This is a genomic window from Thalassobacillus devorans, from assembly GCF_900176565.1.
GTDB classification, from domain to species: domain Bacteria; phylum Bacillota; class Bacilli; order Bacillales; family Halobacillaceae; genus Thalassobacillus; species Thalassobacillus devorans_A.
This window is the reverse complement of sequence record NZ_FXEH01000005.1, coordinates 87,229-106,365: the sequence shown is the minus strand read 5'-3', so window position 1 is coordinate 106,365 and position 19,137 is coordinate 87,229. Positions and strand designations below refer to the sequence as shown.

The window sequence follows — 19,137 nt, the reverse complement described above, 5'->3', positions numbered from 1 at the left end:
TAATATCTCAAGTTTATAAGGGTGCAGCTAGTGAGTAAAGGAAGTTAGATATTTCGGTTGTTTGTCAACTCCTTATTTAAATATCAAAAAACAAGTCAGAAGTATTACGAAATAAATGGAAAAAGGAGAATATATGAAAACACGAGTCGTTAATCATTCCTTAATGGATCAAGTTTATCCCTTACTAAGAGATTTAATTATCAAAGGAGAGCTGAAACCTGGATATAGAATCATTGAAATGGATGTAGCGAAAAAGTTTGGTGTTAGTCAAGGACCAGTACGTGAAGCTTTGTCGCAATTACAGAAGGAAGGATTTGTGATACGTCATCGTAATAAAGGAACTTTTGTATCTAATCTCTCACGGCAAGATACACGTGATATTTATGAACTACGAGAAGTGATTGAAGAGTTTGCACTTTCCAAACCTTATAGATGTTGCGGAATTACATAAACCTATTGTAGATGCAATAAGAAAGAAAGACACAGAAGCAGCTTTAGCTGCATTTCGAATACATCTTAATTACAGTAAAAAACAGATAAAAAAGCAATTAAGAGTAGAAGAATAACTGTTTTATTTTCATAAAGTTTTCTAATAGTTTTGACAATTACAAGTGATACTGATACGATAATATTTAATATTATCGATAATTGATAATTGATAAGTTGCAGGTTTCTAACATTTACTCATGTGAAAGGAGAATTGAGATGGCATTAACTGAAACACAACAAAGTTGGAGAGAGGTTGCGAGAGATTTTGCCAAGCGCAAAATAGAGCCCGCTACAGAATGGTTAGAGGGAGAAAAGTTCTGGGCAAATGCTAAAAACTTAGCTAATCATGGATTTTTAGGCTTAACACTTCCCGAAGAATATGGCGGAATGAATTTAGCCCTGTTTGATGCATTACTTATGATTGAAGAATTGTGTCGAGTTTGTCCAACGAGCGGTAGACATGCATATCATGCAAGTATGGGGATTGCATCTTTTATTAATACGCTTGGAACGGAGGAACAAAAGCAAAAATATTTAACAAAAGTAACATCAGGAGAATTGTTTATTGCACTTGGTATGAGTGAACCCGAAGCTGGAAGTGCAGCAACAGATATGAAAACAAGTGCTGTAGATGAAGGCGATTACTATCGTTTGAACGGATCCAAAGTATTTATTAGTGATGCTCATTTAGCGGATGTGTTTGTAGTATATGCGCGATTTGGGAATTCCGGCCGTACTTCTGACATTGGTGCAATTTTAGTTGAAAGAGATACACCTGGATTTACAGTAGGGCCAGATGAAGAAAATATGAGTGGGGAAATTCAGTGTACTTTATATTTTGAAGATGCAATTGTACCCAAAAAAAATGTATTAGCCACAAACAATGCTTTTAAAAAATTAATGGGTGTTTACAATGGAGTTCGTTTAGGATATTTAGCGCAAACAATGGGAATCACGCAAGCAGCATTTGATCGAACAATTGAGCATGTAAAGCAACGCAAGCAATTTGGAAAAGAAATTTGTGAATTCCAAGGAGTTCAATGGATGATTTCAAATATGTATGTGCAACTTGAAGCAGCTCGCACACTTCTATATCGTGCTGGGGAAGCTGCATCTGATAATAAACCAGATAAAAATGCAGTAAGTGTAGCAAAAATCTTCGTGGCTGAGGCAGCACAAGAAATAACAGATACATGTATTCAGTTGCATGGTGGTTATGGTTTTTCAAAACAGTACCCACTTGAATGGTATTACCGTTGTGTACGTTCTGCATCGATTGCAGGTGGCACGCTTCAAGTTCATAAAACCATGCTCGCAGCTAGCGTTCTTGAACGAAAATTTAACCAACGAAAATAATAAGAGAGGGATAAGGAGGAAGGTTATCGTGAGTAGTCAAGTGAAAAGTAACTCGCATTCAAAAGTAGTCACTGTAGAAGAAGCCATTTCAAACATTCACAGTAATACAACGATTACAATTGGCGGTCTTATCTCTATTTTATGTCCAGAGAAAGTTCTCAAAGCATTAGGGAATCGGTTTATTGAAACAGGCGAGCCAAAAGATTTGACTGTTATTACACCTGTGCGAGTAGGGTGGGATAAGCAAAAAAGAACAGGCTTGGAGCATTTTGCTTATAAAGGAATGTTAAAAAGATTAATTAGTGGCAGCTTTAATATCAAAGAAAGCCCTCACTTAACAGATATGATTCGTAATAATGAGTGTGAAGCTTATAACTTTTCAATGGGCACCATCTTTCAGCTTATTCGCTCTATCGCCGGGGGACAACCTGGGTTATTGACAACAAATGGATTGAATACGTACGTTGATCCTCGCCAAGATGGAGGAAAGTTGAATGAGCACACATGTGATGACGTAGTTCAGCTTCTAAACATTAAGGGAGAAGATCATTTATTTTATCCATCTTTTCCAATTGATGTTGCTATTATCCGGGGAACGACAGCAGATGAAAATGGAAATATTACATTAGAGGAAGAACCTGCAACATTAAGTGGCTTAGAAATGGCGATGGCTGCAAAAGCAAGTGGCGGCTATGTGATTGCACAAGTAAAAAGAGTAACTGAAAATCATACACTACACCCTCGTTCAGTAGAAATTCCTGGCATATTGGTGGATGCGGTTGTTATTGATGAGGAGCAACAACAAAGCTTACTACCAGACTATAATCCAAGTTGGACTGGTGAAGTACGTAAGCCTAGAAATAAGTTGAAACAATCGATTCCATTGGATGCAAAGAAAGTAATATTGCGTCGAGCAGGGCATGAAATTACACCTAAATCAATTGTAAACTTGGGTGTAGGGATACCTGTTAACTTACCTCAGCTTGCCCTTGAAGATGGCTTCTTTGATGACATTACGTTTTCCCTAGAACATGGGGCGATTGGAGGTGTGCCGATGGGAGTTGAAGTCTTCGGGGCGCATATCAATCCTGAGGCATTCGTAACCTCTCCGCAAATCTTTGACTTTTATCAAGCAGGAGGCTTATCTGCAACGTTATTAGGTTTTGCCCAAATTGATGGTAGTGGAAATGTAAATGTTAGTAAGTTTAATGGGATCTACCGTGGATCAGGCGGGTTTATTGATATAACGCATAAAACACCGAAGATTATGTTTTGTGGCACATTAACAAGTGGCGGCTTAGATATCTCTTTTAAAAATAAAAAGGTAGAAATTAAAAAAGAAGGTAGACATAAAAAATTCATACAAACAATTGAACATATGACATTCAATGCTAAACAAGCATTGAAAAAAGGTCAAGAAGTTTTATATATTACTGAAAGGTGTGTATTCCGTTTAAATGAAGATGGCTTAGAGCTTGTCGAGTATGCTCCTGGAATAGATATCGAGAAGGATATTTTAAATAAAGTGGAATGTAAGGTAACAGTAGCTGCAGACGTGAAAGAAATGGATGTTGCCTTATTTTCTGAATCATCAGAACGAGATGTGTTAGAGAGGGTGTAGAAGGTGAGTAAATTATCAGTAAGTCAAATTATTGAAACAGATGTATTAGTTGTTGGGGGCGGAGGTGCAGCTACAAGAGCTGCATTATCAGCTGCTCAAATGGGTGCAAGTGTACGAATGGCAGTGAAGTCGAAATGGTTAAGAAGCGGATCAACTGCTACAGCATTTTCGGAATTGTTAGCGATTGCCGCAGCGATTGGCCATGAAGATGAACGTGATGAACCAGAAGTTCACTATGAAGATACATTAGATGCAGGGAGAGGTTTTATCGATCCTGAACTTGTATGGACGTTGGCATCAGAAATGCCTGACCGAATTCAAGATTTAATCAACATGGGATTAAATTTTGATAAACAAGAAAATGGAAAGCTTGTCCAAGGTATGAGTGATTTTGCAACCTACCCACGTACTTGTCGTGTAAATGGTGTGACCGCTCGACATATATTAACTACACTGTCTAAGCAATTGAAAAAATATCAAACTCCAGTTGATGAGTATACAATGATATATAAAATATTAACAGGAAAAGAGGGGGAAGTTTTAGGGGCATTAGGTGTACACAAACAGACTAATGAAATAGTTTTATACAAAACACCTACAATCATTTTAGCCTGTGGAGGTGCACATCATATTTATAAATACGCAGTGGGAACTCCTGACATGACAGGGAATGGATATGCAATGGCATATGAATTAGGTGTGCCACTTGTGAATATGGAGTTTGTTCAGATTGGTCCAGCTGCTATTCAACCTTCCATTACGTTATTATCCGGTCCAGTATGGAAAGCAAAACCAATCTTAACAAATAATAAAGGAAAGCAAATACTTGAAAATTATATTCCTAAAAATATTTCACTAGAAGAAGTCTATCGTTCAAAAGTGTTTCCGTTTACGATTTCTTCACCAGCTTTCTACTTAGATACTGCCATACAAAGGGAGCTAGAAACGAATCCATCTCGAAATGGAGGGGTATGGTGCACGATGTCAGAAGAAACAAAAGAAATTGTAGAAGAGAAGATGCCAAAAACAAAAGGAATCTTGAAATCAAAAGGGATTAATATTTTTGAAGATAAATTTGAGGTAGCACTTGTCGCTCAATGTATGAATGGGGGCGCTTTAATTGAAACCCCAAATGGTGAAACGAAGGTGAAAGGATTATATGCTGCTGGTGAAACCGCCGGTGGTGTGAGAGGCCCTGATCGCCCTGGTGGAAACTCATTAGCCGAAGGACAGGTGTTTGGAAATCGTACCGGAAAAGCAGCAGCAAGTTATGCAAAGTCACTCACAGAGAGTGTGTTTAATGAGGAGCAGGATTTACAGGAGGGATTAGATGAGCTTAATAAGCTTATTAAAAACGGGAATGGTGAAAAAGATTTAGACAATGCCATACAATCTTTAAAAGAATCTATGTATAGAAATTGCTTAGTGATGCGTAATAAAGAACGTTTGGATGAAGTGTTAAAAAAAATTGATTCTCTTCATTACGAGTTAGAAACAGGAGAGTTTAACATAACGAACGAGAATGTATTTGATGCTATTGATTTAAAACATATGCTACTGGTCTCTCGCTCTATTGTTTTATCAGCATTAACTCGTAAAGAAAGTCGCAGTTGTCATTATAGAGAGGATTTTCCAAATAAAGATAACGTTAAATGGGTGAAAAGCGTTGTTATTAGTAAACAAGGTGAAACCATGGACGTTCACACAAGAAAATGGCCCAGTCACCGTGAGCTCGAAAAGAAAGGCACTATATGAAGAAGGTTGATGTAAAAGTTTCCAAAGGGATTGCAAATGTCATAATGAAAACCCCACCCTTAAATATTTTATCTAATGATGTGAAAAGTGAAATTACGTCAGTCTTTCAATCACTATCAAAAAATAATGACGTTAGAGTGATATTATTTGAAAGTGAAGGCGATCACTTTTGTTGTGGAGCAAATTTAAAGGAGTTCCCTGAACGAATTTACCATAATAAAGCAAGAGATGCTTGGATAGATGGTCATGAAATGTTAACGGCGATTATGAATGTATCTCAGCCGACAATTGCTTGTGTGCAAGGCAATGTGCTTGGTGGAGGTGCAGAATTAGCAACTGCCTTTGACATTCGTATATTTGCTGAGGATATTACATTCGGTTACCCAGAGGTATCTCGAACGGTCTATCCAGGTAATGGCGGATTTGAGCGCTTTATTCAGCTAACAGGTGAGGCTCATGCGGGTTATTTATTTCTCAGTGGTGAAAAGGTTTCGGCCAAAGAAGCACTGCGATTAGGAGTTGCCAACAAGGTTAAATCGACCGATGTTTTTAGAGAGGAAGCTGTGAAATTAGCAGAACGGCTTGCTTCGTACTCAGCTCCAACTATACGAACAATAAAAAGAGCAATTATCGATTATCGAAAAAAAGAAAGTTTTTATGAAAGAGGTATAAAGTATTTTGAAGAACTTCATCTTACAGAAGATATCAATGAATCAGTTAATGCCTTCTTGGAAAAAAGGCAGCCAGTATATAAACATAGATGACTTAATGAAATATAGGAGGTAGTTATCGTGAATATTGGATTTCGTATCCTTCCAGTCAAACAAAGAATTAATAAAGGAGTAGTTAAACAGTTTAGAAATATAGTCACTCCTCATATTAGTGATAATATGAACCGTCTGCACGCAGGAGGAACAGAATTGCAACCTTTCCATAAGGAAGGGAAGTTGCTTGGAACAGCGATTACAGTGAAAACAAGACCAGGTGATAATTTAATGGTACACAAAGCACTCGACCTTGCTCTTCCTGGTGATGTAATTGTTGTTGATGCAGGTGGGGATACTACAAATGCTATTGTAGGTGAAATCATGCAGAGAATAGCGAAGAAAAAAGGAATTGCCGGCTTTGTTATAAATGGAGCTATTCGCGATTCACTAGCTTTCATGGAAGATACTTTTCCTGTGTATGCTAAGGGTGTTACACATCGAGGTCCTTATAAAGATGGGCCAGGGGAAGTTAATGGACCTATTTCTTTGGGGGGAATGATTATCAATTCGGGGGATTTAATCGTTGGTGACGAAGATGGATTGGTTGCCGTTCCTGCTGAAGAAGTAGAAGGAGTTCTTCTAAAAGCGAAGGAGCAAGAAAAGAAAGAAAAGGAGATTTTTCGCTTAATTGAAGATGGAAAAATTAGTAGAAGTTGGGTTGATGAGGTTTTAAAAGAAAAAGGGTGCAAATTTGAAAAAGATCATGAACCGATTTTGACTGGACGAGGCAATCTTAAATGAAACCAAAAATTTATATTACTCGAAAACTACCAGAGGAAATTGTAAATTATCTGCAAGAGCATTGTGACGTGAAAATGTGGGAGAAAGAAGATGTTCCTGTTCCGCGTAATATATTAGAGAGAGAGATTAAAGATGTGGATGGCTTATATTGTTTATTAACTGAAAATATTGATAAGTCTTTATTAGATCAGGCTAAACATTTAAAAATCGTTTCTAACATGGCTGTAGGCTATAATAACATCGATATCAAATACGCAAGTGAAAGGGGTATAAAGGTTACAAATACACCTGAAGTGTTAACAGAAACAACAGCCGATTTAACTTTTGCATTATTAATGACTACTGCTCGCCGTTTAGTAGAAGTATCTGAGGTAGTGAGAAATGGAGAATGGAAAACTTGGTCCCCGATGGCTTATACGGGTCAAGATATTTATGGAGCAACACTTGGTATTGTTGGAATGGGGAGGATTGGCGAAGCTTTAGCGAAAAGGGCAAAAGGTTTTGACATGAATATTCTTTATTATAATAGAAGTAGAAAGATTGAAACAGAAAACAAATTAGGTGTAAAGTATGTGGACTTTGAATCTCTACTTAGCGAATCCGACTTTATTTGTATTATGACTCCATATACCCATGAGACGAGAAATTTATTTGGCTCTAGAGAATTTTCGTTAATGAAACCAACTGCCATTTTAATTAACACGGCTAGAGGCGGTATTGTGAATGAGGAAGCATTATATCAAGCATTAATCGCTAAAGAAATTTGGGCTGCTGGTTTAGACGTTTTTGAAAATGAACCAGTAGACACAAATCACCCTCTGCTTAAGTTATCCAATGTAGTATCTCTCCCCCACGTGGGAAGTGCAAGTATAAAAACAAGAATAGAAATGGGTATCTTGGCTGCAACAAATCTCGTAGAGGGAGTTAGTGGTCGAGTACCTCCAAACCAAGTTAATTAATATTAAGTTAGTTAACAACTATCTGAATATTAAAATTCCTACCCTCTTGATATATATTAAGGGGGTTTTTGTTCATCCCCGTAGGTGCAGGAAAATTCATATCGATCACATTTTGTCCAGTCCCTGCACCAGTAACATTGGATATTCTAAAGGAAAAGAAACTCTGAGATTTTGATAAAACTGGTGTTTTCGCAAGTAAATATCGACATTTCGAGGAATATATAAATTTAAGAGTTCCAGTGCCTATGTTAGAACAGGCTGAATTTTTAATAGACGATTTAGAAAAATTGACAGCATTAGTATATAGGTCACCAGAAATTATGAATATGCCGGATTAAATATTAAACCTAAACCAGTAGAACTTGAAAATATCCCACCACAAGCGGAACATGATGTTGTGTTTGACGAGATAAAGGATAAGATAATCCAAGGCATCCGAAGGGCTGAATATACTATATGGATAGCGGTAGCTTGGTTTACCGATATAGATATATATATAGAATTGATACTAAGAAAAATTGATGGTGTAAATGTCCGAATAATCACCTCAGATGAACCAACAAATCAAACTTTAATAGCAGATTTTGAACGTAATTTTGAACTCGTAAAAGTACCGAAAAAAGGATTTAACAGACTTCACAATAAATTCTGCATAATTGATTTAGAGTATGTAATGCATGGTTCTTATAATTGGAGTAATACTGCACCAAACAATAATGAGACTTGGGCAACTGCACTGGACCGAGACTTTGTAAAGAACTTTACTGATGAGTTTATGAATTTATTCGTGAACAATTATGAAAGATATTAACCCTAAACTGTTAGGGTCTTTTTTTATGTCCATTCCTTGTTCACTCTTTACACTGGTACTTTTTATCTTTTGATTCCACAAATCCTTTTGTATTAAGGTTTATTACAGGATAGCTGGGCGAAATAAGTCCAACCTAATGTTTGATAATCATAAACAAACAACAGATCAAGTGTCTATTAATAAAACATGCCATTTGCTGAGTGATGAAGGTCATAACATTTTATCTAACCAATCTCACCGTGACAGGCGAATGGAAAGATTATAGTTTGAACCTATTCGGGGAGATATTAAAGGAAGGTCGAAAAAGCTAACCCGGATATATCTAGAATTAGACAAAGAGTTCAAAAAGTAAAAAAATCACTGGGAAAATTGCAACTTATACAGATTTGGGTCCAAAAGGATTATTCAGTAAATGTTGAAGCACCTAATAGTCAGCTTAGAATTATGAAAAAGTTAAACTTAGTGTAATTGACATACTTGATGACATACTTTAATGCATTTATGGTTACGCAATATTATTCCAGAATTTGTTGTTGATCTTGGGATCACCTTGAATCGGCAAGTGTTTCTGTATATATTAAATCCTATTTAATTAGATGAAACGGGTGGCATGATGTAATAACCTCCCCTAAACTCTCTCAGTTTAGTTCAATAAAAAGGGAAAGGTGTTAGTCCTTCAAACCCAAAAAGATTTAAATATAGAATTACTCATATTCTAAAAGCGAAGCAAATTCTGAGATTTGATTGATTAAGGGCATGAATGAAGACAGATGCCAAGCATTGGAAGCAATATAATAAAATTGCTGTGATTACTGATAAGAAGTCAGTCCAGAAGGCAGAATACCTTGGTTACTATTTACCAGGATTTGAGACCAAGCATTTTGATAAGGATGAGTAGGAAGAATCCTGGGAGTGGGTGAAGGGTTAGTTACAAAGAGAGACATAAAGTTTAATGATATGTACCCCCAGAGGTTAAAGCGACTTTCGGGGTTTTAGTTGTGTAATAACCCGATACATGTATGACGACTCTAAGTACCTAGTTTCATTGTCATAAATTTTCCACATGTAAAAAAGCATGTAGTATTTAAAGGACTTGCTGAATTTTCTCAATAGTGTTAACATTAAAATACAGAATATAATATATTGAATAATGAAGAGGGAAAGTTGCCTATGACACGAATTTGGGAAAATTTATACTCTAAAAATGGACTAGCAGCTAAACATATTGCTAAGGAGCTGTTATCGGTAGAAGAGGGGGAGAGAATTCCAAGGATCTCTGACTTTTGTGAAAAGATATCCTTAGGAAGAGGCACAGTACAGGGTGCAATTAAAGTACTGGAAGAATTGGGTGCTATTGAATTGGAATCTAAAGGGCACATGGGGACCTATCTAAAAAATAAAGATGTTAGTGTGCTAATGGAAATCGCAGATATAGGACCTTTAATGGGAGCCATGCCCCTTCCTTATTCCATTAAATATGAGGGATTGGCAACTGGGATTGTGGAAGCCTTTGAAAAAGTGAATAAAAGAGTAAGCATGACTTACATGAGAGGTGCAAGCAATCGCTTGGAAGCGCTTAAAACAAGAAGATATGACTTCGCGATTGTATCCCATTTAGCTGCTTTGGAGGGTTTAAGGTATCATAAGGGTTTGAAGATTGTGAAAAGATTAGGCGAGCAGTCCTATGTTACAGGCCATAAAATCTTTTTTGCAGATAAAAAAGCTACAAAAATTGAGGATGGGATGAGAGTAGGTATTGACAAATCCTCCCCTGACCAATTAAAAATCACGAATTTGGAGTGTGAAGGGAAAAAAGTAGAATTAATTAACCTTAATTATATGCAGCTTTTCCAAACATTAAAAGATAACAAGATTGATGCAGCAGTGTGGAATCAAGATGAAATAAGATCAGTTGAGACGCTCTCCTCAGCTGGATTTCAGTCGGAAAAAGCTAGGGAACTGACCAGGCTAACCTCAGAAGCAGTTATTGTTATAGATGAAGCAAGAGCAGAAGTTCTTGAACAACTCGATTCAATTGATATTTCCGTTATTACCAAGGAGCAAAAAAAGGTAGAGGAAGGGAGCCGTATTCCTCTCTATTAATAGAGAGAGGTTTTCTACCCATCAATATACTAAATACAGAATATTGAATAATAGATTTTACCGAAAGGGGGGGGATTTATAATGTTATCAGAAGAAATGGTCTTCCGACTTCAATTGCTATTGGATAGCAACCAAATTAGTGAAAAGTCGTTTGCTGTTGTAAAGGAAAAATTAGAAAATTTATTGAAAGCGCATACGTTAGATGCAGATCATCCCAGTAGTGGTCCTTTTACAAACCATTTGGCTATTGCGGTCGAAAGGGTGAATAGACAAGAAGCGTTAAAGGATGTTTCTAAAGAAACAGAGGAACTGATTAATCAGAACCCTGATTTATATGAAAAAGCCAATCAGATATTAAAGGATTGTATTTGGCAAAGTGGAGCTGAGATCACACGTGCTGAAACCGGCTTCATTACGCTTTATTTAGCAATGTTTCAACAAAAATAAGAGAGATATTAGTTTTATATAGAAACAGCAATTGCTTTTTTAAAATTTGTTAAGGAGGATGATTTGAATGATTAAGATTGTCATCGGAGGATTGCAGAAAGATCAAATCAAAAGGGCTGTCGAGGCAGCAGGAGGTGTCCAGGTTGAAGCGGTGATATCAACTGATTTTGAAGCTGCAAAACTGGTGAAAGCAAATAAGGCAGATTACTATATCGGTGCATGCAATAGTGGAGGTGGAGCTGCATTGTCTGTACCTATTGGGATTCTAGGTTACGGTAATTGTGCGACAGTAGCCAAAGCGGGAGGAAGGCCCAAAAAGGATAATATTGAGAAGTTGATAAAGGAAGGGAAGGTCGCATTTGGAATGGCTGTAGAATCCATTGATACTGCAGTCCCAATGATTGTTGAGGGTTTATTAGAAAACAAAGGGTAGGGGGATAAATAATGGATTTTTCTATTACTAAGTTAATTTTGGTAACGCTATTAACCTCAGGTACAGCCTTGCTATCTTATTACGGCCGAGCAGTTTTTCACGATGGATTAAGACCAATCATGCCTGAATACATTGAAGGACGGATGAACCGTCCGGAAATGTCTTCTGTTGCTTTTGGGTTGAGTGTTGGGTTCATTGCTTCGGTTGGTATTTCTTTTACACTATCTACCGGACTGTTAAATCCGTGGTTACTCTTCTTACCAACTGATATTCTAGGTGTATTTGCTGGATCAGCTTTGCTGGCAGGTGTGTTAGGGGCAGCGTGGGGCCTGGCAGTTGTACTTGGGCTGGGTGCAGTCCAGACGGCATTAACTGCTTTCCCTGTTGATTTCATAGGGGCATTGGGAGAACTTAGTTCCCCGGTACTTGCCGGGTTTGCACTGTTCCCGGTTCTCGCTATTCTTTATCAATTTGGATGGAAAAAAGGGGTAGTTACTGCTGTTATTGTTCTTTTAACACGAGTAATTATTGAACAAGGTTTCTTACCGGAACAAATCTCTCTTTTACCTGAAGCTGGAGAGTTGTTCGTTGGTACTATTCTATTAATCTTTTTCGCTGTATCTTATGATAAGAAGAATCCGGTGGAAACAGATATAGAACCTGGGGAATCCATCTTCCAGGAGCGGACTCGACGGATTTATAAAGGGCTACCATTCTTTGCTGTGGTTGGCGCTTTGGTTGCACTAATATCCAACCTTGGATATTTTGCTGGCTCCGAAGTTTCTATTTTTACATTAAATGAAGCTTATAACTCAGAAAGTGCTAGTGAGGCACAAGCACTTATTCAACAGGCCGCTTTATCTGACTTCTTGAGAGGAATTGGTTTTATTCCATTGATTGCCACCACAGCTCTAACCACAGGGGTTTATGGAGTTGTAGGTCTAACGTTTGTGTTCCCGGTTGGTTATTTAATGCCTAATCCAATTTTGGCTGCCATTGGTGGTGCACTCGTTCTTATTATTGAGGTATTAATTCTATCTAAACTTGGAAGCGTATTGGAGAAATTCCCTTCCTTAAGGGAGGCTTCTGATAACATTCGGACTTCCATTAGTACTGTAATGGAAATTGCGTTATTAATTGGTTCATTCTTAGCTGTACTGAAAATGGGTGGTGTCACAGGGTTTACTATTTTTGTAATACTATGGTTAATTAATGAAGGGACAGGTAGACCTGTTATTCGTCTTGCAGCTGCACCATTAGCAGCTATTGCAACAGGTATTTTGCTAAACATACTATATTTCGCTAATTTATTTACTCCAATAGCTGGATAAGAGGTGTAAGGTATGACAAAAATGATTCAAACGGTTTCAGGGAAAGTTGATCCTTCTGTTTTAGGGCAAACGTTAATTCATGAACATGTCATTTTAGACCTCTCTCATATCAGACAGGATAGCGATCCTATCCTGTCTGATAGTGAGATGTTAAACAATGAATTGAGTCATTTAGCAAAAGCAGGCTGTGGTGGAATCGTTGAAGTAACCAATCGTGGGATGGGGAGAGACGTTTTGTCACTGCTATCGGTTTCCAAAAAGAATAATATACCAATTGTTGCTGCTACCGGATTTTATAAGGAGGAATACTATCCGTCAGAAGTCTTTACAATGAGTGAAGAGGAAATTACGGATCTTTTCCTTAAAGAATTAACAGAGGAAATTGAGGACACTGGAATTAAAGCTGGGATTATATCAGAAATTGGCAGTAGCTTAAATGAAATTACCAGAGCCGAGGAGAAAGTTTTTCGTGCTGCCATTCAAGCACAGAAGCAAACAGGTGCTCCACTAAGTACTCATTGTGAATTAGGCACTATGGGCACGGCCCAATTAAAATTATTTGCTAAAGCGGGAAGTGACTTGTCGAAAATCTCAATTGGTCACCAGGACTTAAACGGAAATCGGGAAGAATATGTTCGATTGCTTGAGGCAGGTCTTTATATTCAGTTTGATACCATCGGAAAAAATAATTACCGACCGGAACAAGAAAGAATTGAAGACTTATTATTTTTATTGGATAAAGGGTATTTAAATCAAATAATGCTCTCTACTGATGTTACGAAGAAATCATATTTAAGAGTTAATGGTGGGTTTGGGTATGTGTATCTGTTGGACAATTTCATCCCCTCGTTACAAGAAAAAGGAATCTCTGAAAAGGAAATTCATATAATGACGACCGATAATCCCAGGCGTTTTCTTGCATATTAGGAGGGGTGTTTCATGGAATCTGCTATATTACCAACAATTAGTATAGATAAAGCAAAGGAAAAACAATTTGACCTAGTAAACGCAATTGCAAGCGAATTTACTGGCAATGCTTTTTTTAATCAGGGAGACCTGGGTGTATTTCCGGAGTTGGGACGTCCTGTGCAGACAGATAAAGTTGAGAAAGTGTTAGCCTCCTTTTTTAAGGCAGAGTCTTGTGCGTTAGTTCGTGGAGCTGGTACAGGAGCAATTAGGGAAACACTGGCTTCTCTCTTATCTGCTGGAGATTCTCTGTTTGTCCACTCAAGTCCAATTTATAAAACTACTAATGCATCAATGAGTGTTCTGGGGCTTCAACCGATATTTACAGATTACAATGACTTAAAGAAGTTAAGACGGGCATTGGCAGAACACCCATCCAGTAAATTATTTTATGTTCAGCATTCAAGGCAAAAGCCGGATGATACCTATGATCTGGAAACAGTTATCAACCTTGTCAAGGAAGTACGGCCTGATTTGCCGATAGTTGTTGATGATAATTACACGGTGTTTAAAGTGGATGAAATTGGAACAGAATTAGGTGCTCACTATTCTTGTTTTTCAGGCTTCAAGTTACTGGGGCCTGTTGGTATCGGTATAATTTTGGGTAAACAAGCTGGAATTGATAAATTTCGTCAACGGAATTATTCCGGTGGCGGGCAGGTACAGGGATATGAAGCAATGGACTTACTCCGTTCGTTAGTTACCGCCCCGATACTGATTGCGGTACAAAATGAGCAAACAGAAAAACTTAACAGTCTTTTAAATAGTGGAGTCATACCAGAAATAGAAAAGTCTTATATAACTAACTCACAGTCCAAAAATGTCATTATTGAATTGAAAAAGCCCATTGCAGAGCAGGTTATCGCTGCCAGTGAGAAATTTGGCGGAGCAGTATATCCGGTTGGAGCAGAATCGAAATTTGAAATCCTCCCAATGATCTACCGTTTATCGGGGTCATTTTTGGATGAAAAACCAGAGTTAAAGCATACTGGGATTAGAATAAACCCCATGCGTTCCGGGGCAGAGTTAGTAATTGAGATTTTAAAGCAAGCAATCGCCATTTCAACAAACGAGGGGGCGTACAGATGAGGAAAAGAGCAATTGTACTTATATTGGACAGTTTAGGGGTCGGTTATATGGATGACACTCCTGAAGTTCGCCCTGAAGATGTGGGTGCAAATACCTTTTACCATATTCTTGATAAGGCAAAAGAGATAAACATCCCAGTCCTAGAGAAACTGGGAATCAACCAAATTGTGGAGCATCCAAGATTGACCAATCAACCGGGACTAGCCTCATATGGAGCTATAAATCTTGAACATTATGGTGCCGATAGTTTTGTTGGCCATAATGAGATTATGGGAACGAAGCCAAAAAAACCGTACACTGGACCATTTTCAAGTGTAATTGACCATGTTAAATACGCCATGGAGAGGGCTGGATATGAAGTAGAAATTCCTGACTCTGATTATCCCTACTTGTTAATTAATGGCCTGGTTGTAGTGGCAGATAACATTGAGACGGATTATGGTCAAATTTATAACGTGACAGCACCACTTGACGAGATTACTTTTGATGAGGTTTTAGAGATTGGTAAAACGGTGAGGGAAAATGTTGAAGTTAATCGCGTCATAGCTTTAGGTGGGGAAGGTGTCTCATTAGAAAAGCTTTTAGCATCAGTGGAAAAAAGAGAGGATGGCCTGGTCGGAGTAAATTCTCCAAAGTCCGAAGTTTATAAAAAAGGATACCAGGTAAGACATTTAGGTTATGGGATCGATCCAAACACCCAAGCGAGCACCATATTAAAGGAAAATGGTAAAGAAGTTGCCTTGATTGGTAAGATGCAAGATGTAATTACTTGTGAAGGAGCTAGGCTCTATCCGGCGGTGGAAACGGAGAAGGTAATGGAATCGGTGATTAAAGAATTAAATGAAATGAAATCAGGTCTTATTTCTGCAACTGTTCAGGAAACTGATATAGCTGGCCATGCGGAGGATGTAAACCTATACGCAGATAGAATAAACGTTGTTGATTATTATTTATCAAATATTCTTGAACTCATGACAGAGAAAGATTTGTTGATTATAAGCGCTGATCATGGGAATGACCCTACTATTGGAAGGAGCCAGCACACAAGAGAGAAGACCTTTTTGCTGTGCTATGGGAAAGAGTTACCATCTATTAATTTAGAAGAAAGAAAAACATTATCAGATATCGCTGCAACGGTAACAGATTTTTTTGAGCTCGCCCCACCTCAGAACGGGAGGAGTTTTTACTCCGAAGTTAGGAAGTAAACTCATATCGATTCTTTAAGGTGAGTGGTTACGTGTTTAAGGGGGACACTATATGTTTTTGGATATAACGAATCAAAGAAATCCAAACCTTTTGGAAGCAGGTCTTTATTTGCACCAAAAAGGTTTAATAGCGCCAAACACTTATGTTATTGATTTGGATACTGTTCGTAACAATGCAAGAAGCTTGGCTTTAGAGGCTAAGTCTCAAAACCTGGAATTGTATTTTATGACAAAACAATTCGGCAGAAACCCTCTGGTTTCAAAAGCTATTGTGGAGGCAGGAATCTCTAAAGCGGTGGCGGTAGACCCCTGGGAAGCAATCACTCTTGCGGAAAGTGGAATAGATATAGGTCATGTTGGCCATTTGGTACAAGTCCCATCGGTTATGCTTGATCAGATATTGGATTTGAATCCGGATCAAATTACGGTCTTCAGTTATGAGAATGCTAAATTCATCTCAGAAAAGGCATTAAAAAGGAACAGAAAACAGTCGATAATACTGCGTGTTGTTGGAAGGAATGACTTTGTCTATCCCGGTCAGGAGGGAGGCATTCCCTTTGAAAAATTCGAAAATGAAGTGGAGAAAATAGAAAAGCTTCCGGGGGTTATCATAAGAGGAGTAACCAGTTTTCCCTGTCTTCTGGCTAAAGATGGAGAAGTAAGTCCAACCCCAAATTTTCATACCATAAATAAAGCGGCTGCCGTTCTTAGAGATAAGGGGTATGAGAGGGTTGAAGTGAACGCTCCAAGCGTAAGTACGACCAACACCTTACAACTAATTAAAGAGAATGGTGGTACCCAGGGGGAACCAGGCCACGCGTTCACCGGAACTACTCCGCTTCATATCTCAACTCATCATCCTGAAAGACCTGCGATGATTTATGTATCTGAAGTTTCTCATAAATTCAACGATCTTTCCTATGTATTTGGTGGTGGCTTTTATGCTCGATCACATGTTCAGCATGCACTTGTAGGGAAAAGAATTACCGAAATGGCAAAAGTAAACGTAATTCCAGCGAACCCTGAAAATATTGATTACTATGGAACGTTGCAATCGACAGATTTGCAGGTTGGAGATACCGCACTATTTTCTTTTAGAACACAGGTCTTTGTAAAAAATTCACAAGTGGTGATTGTAGAGAACCTTGAGAGCAATCCGAAGATTCTTGGAGTGTTTAATTCCGGGGGGCGCCGTTAAAGTAAAGGGGGTAATCCAATGATTCAACTTATTATAGCCAATAATTATGAGGATATGAGTAAAAAAGCCTCCAAACTACTCATATCACGAATAAAAGATACTATCCCTTTAAATTTAGGATTAGCAACTGGTAGTACCCCCGTTGGTTTGTATAAGGAATTAGTAACAGAATATGCAAACGGAAATTTAGATTTTGAACATACCAGGACATTCAACTTAGATGAATATATCGGGTTATCCCCCTATAATCCAAACTCCTACTCTTATTATATGTGGAAACACTTCTTTTCTCATATCAATATCAGGAAAGAAAATATCCATATACCTCCTGGGATTTTTGCAAACGAGCAAAAGGTTATAGATGATTATGAGGAGGCAATTGTTCAAGCTGGTGGTATTGACCTTCAAGTCCTGGGCATTGGGGCAAATGGTCATATTGGTTTCAACGAACCAGGTGAATCCTTATCTGTCTCTACTCACATAGTGGAGCTGAAAAGTGAGACAATCAAGGCTAACTCCCGGTTTTTTGAGAATAAAGATGAAGTGCCAAAAAAGGCAATTACAATGGGAATGGGAAAAATTATGGAGGCGAAAGAAATACTATTACTAGCCTCGGGAAAGGAAAAGGCGAAGGCACTTGCACAGACCGTAAAGGGTATAGTGGAAACGCACTGTCCTTCTACAATTTTGCAGATACATCCAAATGTAAAGATTATTGCAGATAAGGAAGCGTCTTTTCTTATAGCTGACAGAATCCGAGCCTCAAACAATTGTATATTATTTTCTTCTGATAGGATGGAGCAGTATGGTTAATCAACTTGATGTTATATTAAAAAAAGAAGATGTTCAAACAGGAGATTTAGCAGGTGAAATTGTTGTTGTGTTAGATGTGTTTTTAGCAACTACAACTTTGTCTGCTGTATTGGATGAAGGAGCAGAGGAAGTTATTGCTGTTAAGGATGCTGAAATGGCAAAAAAAATATCAGCAAAAATGAAAGACGGTACATTTATTATGGCGGGGGAACTGGATGGCAATACGATAGATGGGTTCGAATATCCATGGCCTCTTCATTTGAAAGTTAATGTTAAGGGGAAAAGCGTAATTCTGGCCTCAACGAATGGAACTGTTGCTATTGATAGGTCAGTTGCGGCCTCACATTTATATGCAGCTTCTTTAATTAATTCTAAAGCGGTTGCCCAGTACATAGCGGAACAGCATACAGGTACATTTGATATAACCCTGGTCTGTGCGGGGGATACTGGCCAATTCTGTTTGGAGGACTTTATTGGAGCCGGTTTATTTATAGAACATTATCTTACTTATTTTAGTGGTGGAGTAAAGATGACCGATAGTGCAGTTGCGGCACTGAACTTTTATAGAGGGCAAAAAGATAACCTAAGGAGAATACTCACTGATTCAAAAGTTGGCAAACAACTTGTAAGTATGGGGCTTGAGAAAGATATGATTTATGCTTGTAAATATGATATTTCATCTACTATTCTTGAGTATAGGAATGGTTCGTTCAGAAATGTCTCAATAACAAAACCCAGAGTTTAATAGATTAGCTTTAAACTTTAAAGACGATCCTGTTTATGGTTACGTATGATGAAGATGGTTATTCGTTAAGAGGATCAAAGATCTCAAAAAAGAGGCCGATATCGGAAACATTAAAACGAATATGCGTCAACAATTGTAAAAAGCCAATACAAAAAGGTGTAAATTAAATGTGTCTACGACCTCTTGTTAACTCTGGATGTATTCAGCATAACTCAATTTCTCTTCTTGTGCAATTGCGACCATTTCCTCTTCTTAAGGTCCTGTAACTGTAGTTTCCTTAGTTGTGTCTTCTTCTGTAATAGAACGAT

At 37.9% G+C, this 19,137-nt stretch carries 19 protein-coding genes; all 19 read left to right on the top strand.

Annotated features, from left to right (window positions below; all coding sequences use genetic code 11):
• Positions 1–115: 115 nt before the first annotated feature.
• The gene (locus B9Y67_RS05365) at positions 116–451 is read left to right on the top strand and encodes a GntR family transcriptional regulator (protein WP_085505756.1); all 336 of its coding nucleotides are present in this window, start codon (positions 116–118) and stop codon (positions 449–451) included.
• A gap of 254 nt (positions 452–705) precedes the next feature.
• Positions 706–1,845: an acyl-CoA dehydrogenase family protein gene (locus tag B9Y67_RS05360; protein WP_085505755.1), complete on the top strand. Its 1,140-nt coding sequence runs from the start codon at positions 706–708 to the stop codon at positions 1,843–1,845.
• Between the two features lie 28 nt (positions 1,846–1,873).
• Positions 1,874–3,466, top strand: a complete 1,593-nt coding sequence (locus B9Y67_RS05355) for an acyl CoA:acetate/3-ketoacid CoA transferase (RefSeq protein ID WP_176223917.1) — start codon at positions 1,874–1,876, stop codon at positions 3,464–3,466.
• Between the two features lie 3 nt (positions 3,467–3,469).
• Positions 3,470–5,221 (top strand): FAD-binding protein, encoded by a 1,752-nt coding sequence (locus tag B9Y67_RS05350; protein WP_085505753.1) that lies wholly within the window; start codon positions 3,470–3,472, stop codon positions 5,219–5,221.
• Positions 5,218–5,985, top strand: a complete 768-nt coding sequence (locus B9Y67_RS05345) for an enoyl-CoA hydratase/isomerase family protein (protein WP_085505752.1) — start codon at positions 5,218–5,220, stop codon at positions 5,983–5,985. The genes B9Y67_RS05350 and B9Y67_RS05345 overlap by 4 nt, the downstream gene beginning before the upstream one ends.
• Before the next feature lie 27 nt (positions 5,986–6,012).
• Entirely contained in the window at positions 6,013–6,729 is a 717-nt protein-coding gene (locus tag B9Y67_RS05340) for an RraA family protein (RefSeq protein WP_085505751.1), read from the top strand.
• A complete protein-coding gene (locus B9Y67_RS05335) occupies positions 6,726–7,688 on the top strand; it encodes a 2-hydroxyacid dehydrogenase (RefSeq protein WP_085505750.1) in 963 nt (320 codons plus the stop codon). The genes B9Y67_RS05340 and B9Y67_RS05335 overlap by 4 nt, the downstream gene beginning before the upstream one ends.
• Positions 7,689–8,085: 397 nt before the next feature.
• The gene (locus B9Y67_RS05330) at positions 8,086–8,499 is read left to right on the top strand and encodes a phospholipase D-like domain-containing protein (protein WP_254901716.1); all 414 of its coding nucleotides are present in this window, start codon (positions 8,086–8,088) and stop codon (positions 8,497–8,499) included.
• A gap of 760 nt (positions 8,500–9,259) precedes the next feature.
• Complete coding sequence (locus B9Y67_RS20415) at positions 9,260–9,397, top strand: SpoIIAA family protein (RefSeq protein ID WP_139823739.1); 138 nt, start codon at positions 9,260–9,262, stop codon at positions 9,395–9,397.
• Between the two features lie 272 nt (positions 9,398–9,669).
• Positions 9,670–10,602 carry a GntR family transcriptional regulator YhfZ gene (yhfZ, locus tag B9Y67_RS05325; RefSeq protein WP_085505749.1) on the top strand — a complete coding sequence of 311 codons (933 nt, stop codon included), beginning with the start codon at positions 9,670–9,672 and terminating at the stop codon, positions 10,600–10,602.
• An 81-nt stretch (positions 10,603–10,683) separates the two neighbouring features.
• Positions 10,684–11,049, top strand: coding sequence for a PRD domain-containing protein (locus B9Y67_RS05320; RefSeq protein WP_085505748.1), 366 nt, complete (start codon positions 10,684–10,686; stop codon positions 11,047–11,049).
• A gap of 67 nt (positions 11,050–11,116) precedes the next feature.
• Positions 11,117–11,482, top strand: coding sequence for a DUF2620 family protein (locus tag B9Y67_RS05315; protein ID WP_085505747.1), 366 nt, complete (start codon positions 11,117–11,119; stop codon positions 11,480–11,482).
• Between the two features lie 11 nt (positions 11,483–11,493).
• Complete coding sequence (locus tag B9Y67_RS05310; protein ID WP_085505746.1) at positions 11,494–12,813, top strand: YhfT family protein; 1,320 nt, start codon at positions 11,494–11,496, stop codon at positions 12,811–12,813.
• Positions 12,814–12,825: 12 nt separating this feature from the next.
• Positions 12,826–13,740, top strand: coding sequence for a phosphotriesterase family protein (locus B9Y67_RS20410; protein WP_139823738.1), 915 nt, complete (start codon positions 12,826–12,828; stop codon positions 13,738–13,740).
• A 12-nt stretch (positions 13,741–13,752) separates the two neighbouring features.
• The gene (locus B9Y67_RS20405; RefSeq protein WP_139823737.1) at positions 13,753–14,868 is read left to right on the top strand and encodes an aminotransferase class V-fold PLP-dependent enzyme; all 1,116 of its coding nucleotides are present in this window, start codon (positions 13,753–13,755) and stop codon (positions 14,866–14,868) included.
• Positions 14,865–16,073 (top strand): phosphopentomutase, encoded by a 1,209-nt coding sequence (locus B9Y67_RS05300; protein ID WP_085505745.1) that lies wholly within the window; start codon positions 14,865–14,867, stop codon positions 16,071–16,073. Before B9Y67_RS20405 ends, B9Y67_RS05300 begins: the two co-directional genes overlap by 4 nt.
• 52 nt (positions 16,074–16,125) lie before the next feature.
• Positions 16,126–17,271: an alanine racemase gene (locus B9Y67_RS05295; RefSeq protein ID WP_085505744.1), complete on the top strand. Its 1,146-nt coding sequence runs from the start codon at positions 16,126–16,128 to the stop codon at positions 17,269–17,271.
• Positions 17,272–17,289: 18 nt separating this feature from the next.
• A complete protein-coding gene (gene nagB / locus B9Y67_RS05290; RefSeq protein WP_369668741.1) occupies positions 17,290–18,084 on the top strand; it encodes a glucosamine-6-phosphate deaminase in 795 nt (264 codons plus the stop codon).
• Entirely contained in the window at positions 18,077–18,829 is a 753-nt protein-coding gene (locus tag B9Y67_RS05285) for a 2-phosphosulfolactate phosphatase (RefSeq protein WP_085505743.1), read from the top strand. Before nagB ends, B9Y67_RS05285 begins: the two co-directional genes overlap by 8 nt.
• Positions 18,830–19,137 lie beyond the last annotated feature (308 nt).

Coding starts and splice junctions, on each gene's coding strand:
- B9Y67_RS05365 (WP_085505756.1), top strand. CDS start 116: ATGGAAAAAGGAGAATATATGAAAACACGAGTCGTTAATCATTCCTTA.
- B9Y67_RS05360 (WP_085505755.1), top strand. CDS start 706: ATGGCATTAACTGAAACACAACAAAGTTGGAGAGAGGTTGCGAGAGAT.
- B9Y67_RS05345 (WP_085505752.1), top strand. CDS start 5,218: ATGAAGAAGGTTGATGTAAAAGTTTCCAAAGGGATTGCAAATGTCATA.
- B9Y67_RS05335 (WP_085505750.1), top strand. CDS start 6,726: ATGAAACCAAAAATTTATATTACTCGAAAACTACCAGAGGAAATTGTA.
- B9Y67_RS20415 (WP_139823739.1), top strand. CDS start 9,260: ATGAAGACAGATGCCAAGCATTGGAAGCAATATAATAAAATTGCTGTG.
- yhfZ (WP_085505749.1), top strand. CDS start 9,670: ATGACACGAATTTGGGAAAATTTATACTCTAAAAATGGACTAGCAGCT.
- B9Y67_RS05320 (WP_085505748.1), top strand. CDS start 10,684: ATGTTATCAGAAGAAATGGTCTTCCGACTTCAATTGCTATTGGATAGC.
- B9Y67_RS05315 (WP_085505747.1), top strand. CDS start 11,117: ATGATTAAGATTGTCATCGGAGGATTGCAGAAAGATCAAATCAAAAGG.
- B9Y67_RS05310 (WP_085505746.1), top strand. CDS start 11,494: ATGGATTTTTCTATTACTAAGTTAATTTTGGTAACGCTATTAACCTCA.
- B9Y67_RS20410 (WP_139823738.1), top strand. CDS start 12,826: ATGACAAAAATGATTCAAACGGTTTCAGGGAAAGTTGATCCTTCTGTT.
- B9Y67_RS20405 (WP_139823737.1), top strand. CDS start 13,753: ATGGAATCTGCTATATTACCAACAATTAGTATAGATAAAGCAAAGGAA.
- B9Y67_RS05300 (WP_085505745.1), top strand. CDS start 14,865: ATGAGGAAAAGAGCAATTGTACTTATATTGGACAGTTTAGGGGTCGGT.
- B9Y67_RS05295 (WP_085505744.1), top strand. CDS start 16,126: ATGTTTTTGGATATAACGAATCAAAGAAATCCAAACCTTTTGGAAGCA.
- nagB (WP_369668741.1), top strand. CDS start 17,290: ATGATTCAACTTATTATAGCCAATAATTATGAGGATATGAGTAAAAAA.
- B9Y67_RS05285 (WP_085505743.1), top strand. CDS start 18,077: ATGGTTAATCAACTTGATGTTATATTAAAAAAAGAAGATGTTCAAACA.